This window comes from Kineococcus glutinatus, assembly GCF_039542765.1.
GTDB classification, from domain to species: Bacteria; Actinomycetota; Actinomycetes; order Actinomycetales; family Kineococcaceae; genus Kineococcus_A; species Kineococcus_A glutinatus.
The window spans coordinates 1-4604 of record NZ_BAABIL010000614.1; the positions used below are offsets into that span (position 1 = coordinate 1).

Consider the following 4604-nt stretch of genomic DNA (forward strand, 5'->3'; position numbering starts at 1 on the left):
CAGCACGTCGGCGATCTCCGCCGCGTCCAGCCGCGCGATCCGCTCCCGGCTGTCCGCGCCGAGCGCACCGCGGCGGCTGAGGGCGTCGAGCAGGGCGGAGGTGAAGGAGTCCCCCGCCCCGACGGTGTCGGCGACGGCCACGGGCAGCGCAGGCACGGCCACCTCCCCGGCCGCGGCGACGGCGGTGCAGCCGGCGCCGCCGTCGGTGACGACGACGAGGGCGGGGCCGAGCCCGGCCCAGCGGCGCGCGACGGCCCGCACGTCCTCCCCCGGGTGCAGCCACGCCACGTCCTCGGCGCTGGCCTTGACGACGTCGCTGGCGGCCACGTGCTCGGCCACCCGCGCGCGCACGTCCGCGGGCTCGCCCATGAGGGCGGGGCGGCAGTTGGGGTCGAAGGAGACGGCCGCCCGGCCGCGGGCGGCGCGCAGCAGCGCGGCGCTGCGCTCGGCCGCGGCGGGGACCAGCGCGGCGAGGGAACCGGTGTGCAGGCACTCCCCCAGCTCCGCCGGCAGCTGCGGGTCCGGGTCCGGCAGCAGGGAGAACTCGTAGCCGGCGGCACCGGTGGCGTCCAGGTGGGCGGTGGCGGTGCTGGTGGCGGCGGTCACCGCGCGCAGCACCTGCACCCCGTCGCGCTCGAACGCCGCGGCGAGCAGGGCGCCGTCGGCGTCGTCACCGAAGGCGGTGCGCAGCCGCACGCCGTGGCCGAGGCGGGCCAGGCCGACGGCGACGTTGGCGGGGCTGCCGCCGGGGTGGCGCCGCACCCGCCCGTCGGCCGAGCGCACGACGTCGACCAGGCTCTCGCCGAGCACGGTGATCACGGGGCCTCCTGCACGGTGGAGCCGGGCCGGGTGGTGGGCGGTGCGGGCCGTGCCCGGTGGAGCATCGGGCGCTCCGCGAGCCTAGGCACTGACAAGCGCTTGCGCAAGCGCTTGCCGGTGCACCACCATGACGCCGTGCGAGCAGCGGGGTGCCGGTGGTGAGGATGGCGGACGTGGCCCGGCTGGCGGGCGTCAACGCCTCCACCGTCTCCCACGTCGTCAACGGCACCCGCCCCGTCAGCGACGGCACCCGCGAGGCGGTGCTGCGCGCCATCGCCCAGACCGGCTACCGGCACAACGCCCTCGCCCGCTCGCTGGCCACCTCCAGCACGACGACCCTGGGCCTGGCCAGCTCCATCAGCGCCAACCCGCACTTCGCCGACCTCGTGCGGGCCGTGGAGTCCGCCGCCCGCGCCGCCGGCTACACGCTGCTGCTCGGCGACACCCACGACGACGCCGAGCAGGAGCTGCGGGTCGTGCAGGAGCTCGCCGACCGCCGCGTCGACGGCGTGCTGCTGGCCCCCTCCCCGCACGCCGGTGAGCGGGCCCTGCCGCTGCTGCGCGCCGCCGGGGTGCCCACCGTGCTCGTGGACCGCTTCACCGACGACGGCCTGGACCAGATCGCCCCGGAGAACGTCGAGGCGACGGCGGCCCTGGCGGGACACCTCGCCGACATCGGGCACACCCGCGTCGCGATGGTCGTCGGCATGCCCGGGCTGCACTCCAGCGCCGAGCGCCTCGCCGGGTACCGGCGCACCGTCGCCGAGCGCGGCCTCGACGACGACCCCGCGCTCGTCGTGGCGGGCGGCAGCGAGCCGGGGCGGGCGGCCGAGGCCGTGGCCGCGCTGTTCGCGCGGGCCGGGCGCCCCAGCGCCGTGGTCGTCGGCAACAACGCCATGACGATCGGCACGATGCGCGCGCTGCGCGACCTCGGCCTGCGGGTCCCCGACGACGTCGCGCTCGCCTGCTACGACGACTTCGAGTGGTCGGACCTCTTCGAGCCGCGGCTGACCGCCATCGCGCAGGACGTGCCGCGGATGGGGGCGCGGGCGGTGGCGATGATGCTCGAGCGCATCGCCGACCCCGCGCTGCCGGCGCGCGCGGAGCGGGTCGTGCCCGCGCTGCGGCACCGCACCTCCTGCGGCTGCCGGCCGGGCCGAGCGCCGCGCACGACGGCGTCCGACCCGGGGCCGGTGCCGGTCGGCACCGGCGGTCGTGGCACGCTCGGGGCGTGAGCGCGATCGCCTACCAGGGGGAACCCGGGTCGAACTCCCACATCGCGTGCACGGAGGTGTTCCCGGGGTGGGAGGCGCTGCCCTGCGCGAGTTTCGAGGACGCCTTCGCCGAGGTCGTCACCGGCCGCGCGCAGCGGGCGATGATCCCCATCGAGAACTCCCTCGCCGGGCGGGTCGCCGACATCCACCTGCTCCTGCCCGAGACGCACCTGCGCATCGTCGGCGAGCACTTCCTGCGCATCCGCTTCGACCTGCTCGGGGTGCCCGGCAGCCGGCTGGAGGACGTGCGGGAGGCGCACAGCCACGTGCACGCGCTGGGGCAGTGCCGCGGTTTCCTGCGCGAGCACCGCCTCAGCCCCGTCATCGCCGGCGACACGGCCGGCTCGGCCCGCGCGGTGGCCCGGTGGGCCGATCCCGCGCGGGCGTCGCTGGCGCCGCCGCCGTGCGCGCAGCTGTACGGCCTGCAGGTCCTGGCCTCCGGGGTGGAGGACGACCCGACGAACACCACCCGCTTCGTCGTGCTGGCCGACGCCCCCGAACCGCCCGCGCGCGAGGACCTGCCCGGCCAGGTCCTCACCACCCTGGTGTTCCAGGTGCGCAACGTGCCCTCCGCGCTCTACAAGGCGCTGGGGGGTTTCGCGACCAACGGCACGAACATGACGCGGCTGGAGAGCTACATGGTCGGCGCGGGGTTCGCCGCGACGCAGTTCCTCGTGGACGTGGAGGGCCACCCGTCCGACCCGCCGCTGGCGCGCGCGCTGGCGGAGCTGGAGTTCTTCACCACCGACGTGCGGGTCCTCGGGGTCTACCCCGCCCACCCGTTCCGCTCGACGGTCCGCGGCGCCGCCGGGGTCTGGCCCGGGCGCTGGCCGCCGGGGCGCCGGTGGTGTTCGTGCGGATCCGGTACAGGCTCGTGGTCGCGGTGACGTAGAGGGTGCGGAAGTCCGCCCCGCCGAAACAGAGGTTCGCGACGACCTCGGGCACCTCGATGCGGCCCAGCAGCTCCCCGGCGGCGGTGAACACCTGCACGGCGTCGGCGCTGGAGGTCCACACGTTGCCGGCGACGTCGACGCGGAACCCGTCGGGCAGGCCGGGGTCCACCACCGCGAACGTGCGGCCGTTCTTGGCGTGGCGGCCCCCGACGACGTCGTAGGCGTGGATGGCGTGCCCGGCGGGGCGGGCGGGGTCGCGCACCCCCGTCGGCGGGGCGAGGGAGGAGTCGGCGACGTAGAGGACGGACTCGTCCGGGGAGAACGCCAGCCCGTTGGGCATCTCCACGTCGATGACGACGGGGTCGACGCGCCCGGTGGCCGGGTCGAGGCGGAAGACGTAGTGGTCGCCGTACTCGGTCTCCCCCGGGTGGCCCTCCTGGGGCTTGGAGATGCCGTAGGAGGGGTCGGTGAACCAGATCGTGCCGTCGGACTTCACGACGACGTCGTTGGGCGAGTTGAACCGCACCCCGTTCCAGCGCTCGGCCAGCACGGTCACCTCCCCGTCGCGCTCGCGCTCCACCGCGCGCCGGCCGTGGGAGCACTGCACGACGGCGCCGTCGAGGTCGAGGGTGCGGCCGTTGGTGAACTCCACACCCGCGCGGTGGGTGCTCAGCGCACCGGTGGCCTCGTCGAACTGCAGGATGCGGTCGCCGGGGATGTCGCTGAACCACACCGCGCGCCGCTCGGGCAACCACACCGGGCCCTCCGCCCACGTGGCGCCGGTGGCGACGCGCTCCAGCTCCGCGCCGGGTGCGAGCAGCCCGCTGCCCACCAGCTCCGCCAGCGACATCCGCGCCTCCTCCGTGTCCGCTCCGTGTCCGCTCCGCATCCGCGCGCCCGCGGCCGGGTGCGGGCGGGCGCAGGTTACGCGACGGCCGGCCGCCGCACGCGCAGGCCGAGCACGAGCAGCACCGTCGAGGCGCAGGTGGCGGCCAGCACGACCACGGCCAGCGCCCGGGCGTCGCCGCCCAGGGCCGCGGCGACGATGCCGACGAGACCGGCCAGGCCGTGCTGGGTGGCCGAGACGACCGCGGCCGCCGCCCCGGCGGTGCGCCCCTGCTCGGCCAGCGCCAGCGTGACCGCGTTGGGCGGCACCAGGCCCCCGGCGGCCAGCAGCAGCCAGAGCACGACCAGCAGCCCGGGCAGGCCGCCGGCACCGGTGAGCACCACCGCGAGCAGGGCCGCGGACACCACCGCCGTCAGCGGCACCGCCACCCGCAGCACCGCCACCGGCGCGACGCGGGCGACGAGGGCGGCGTTGAGCTGGGAGCCGCCGACGAGCGCCACGCCGTTGCAGGCGAAGACGACCGCGAACTCCTGCGGGCTCAGCCCGTGCACCTCCTGCAGCACGAACGGCGAGACGGCCACGTAGCAGACCACGACGGCCAGCGACAGCCCCGGCATCAGCGCGAAGGGCAGGAACCGGCGGTCGCGCAGCAGGCGCGCGTACCCGGTCAGGGTGGCGAGCACGCCGCGGTGCAGCCGCCCGGCCGCCGCGCGCGCCCCCCGCCGCACCGCGGGCCGCGGTGGCCGCTGCGCGGGAGGTCGCGCGCCGGGG

General features: G+C 76.9%; 4 protein-coding genes and 1 pseudogene. 2 read left to right on the top strand and 3 right to left on the bottom strand.

Annotated features, from left to right (window positions below):
• A partial coding sequence (locus ABEB16_RS19000) for a PfkB family carbohydrate kinase (RefSeq protein ID WP_345713776.1) occupies positions 1 to 819 on the bottom strand: 819 nt, incomplete at its 3' end.
• Positions 820 to 983: 164 nt separating this feature from the next.
• On the opposite strand from ABEB16_RS19000, the gene ABEB16_RS19005 reads away from it, so the two are divergent.
• Both ABEB16_RS19005 and ABEB16_RS19010 read left to right on the top strand, forming a co-directional pair.
• Positions 984 to 2054, top strand: coding sequence for a LacI family DNA-binding transcriptional regulator (locus ABEB16_RS19005; RefSeq protein ID WP_345713777.1), 1071 nt, complete (start codon positions 984 to 986; stop codon positions 2052 to 2054).
• Positions 2051 to 2980 (top strand): prephenate dehydratase, encoded by a 930-nt coding sequence (locus ABEB16_RS19010; RefSeq protein WP_345713778.1) that lies wholly within the window; start codon positions 2051 to 2053, stop codon positions 2978 to 2980. Before ABEB16_RS19005 ends, ABEB16_RS19010 begins: the two co-directional genes overlap by 4 nt.
• On the opposite strand, the pseudogene ABEB16_RS19015 reads toward ABEB16_RS19010, so the two are convergent.
• Together ABEB16_RS19015 and ABEB16_RS19020 are read right to left on the bottom strand one after the other, a co-directional pair.
• Positions 2931 to 3836: pseudogene (locus tag ABEB16_RS19015) on the bottom strand (SMP-30/gluconolactonase/LRE family protein); the annotation flags it as partial. The gene ABEB16_RS19010 and the pseudogene ABEB16_RS19015 overlap by 50 nt on opposite strands.
• A gap of 74 nt (positions 3837 to 3910) precedes the next feature.
• On the bottom strand, positions 3911 to 4604 hold a 694-nt coding region (locus ABEB16_RS19020; RefSeq protein WP_486335996.1), incomplete at its 5' end, for an MFS transporter.

Coding starts and splice junctions, on each gene's coding strand:
- ABEB16_RS19005 (WP_345713777.1), top strand. CDS start 984: ATGGCGGACGTGGCCCGGCTGGCGGGCGTCAACGCCTCCACCGTCTCC.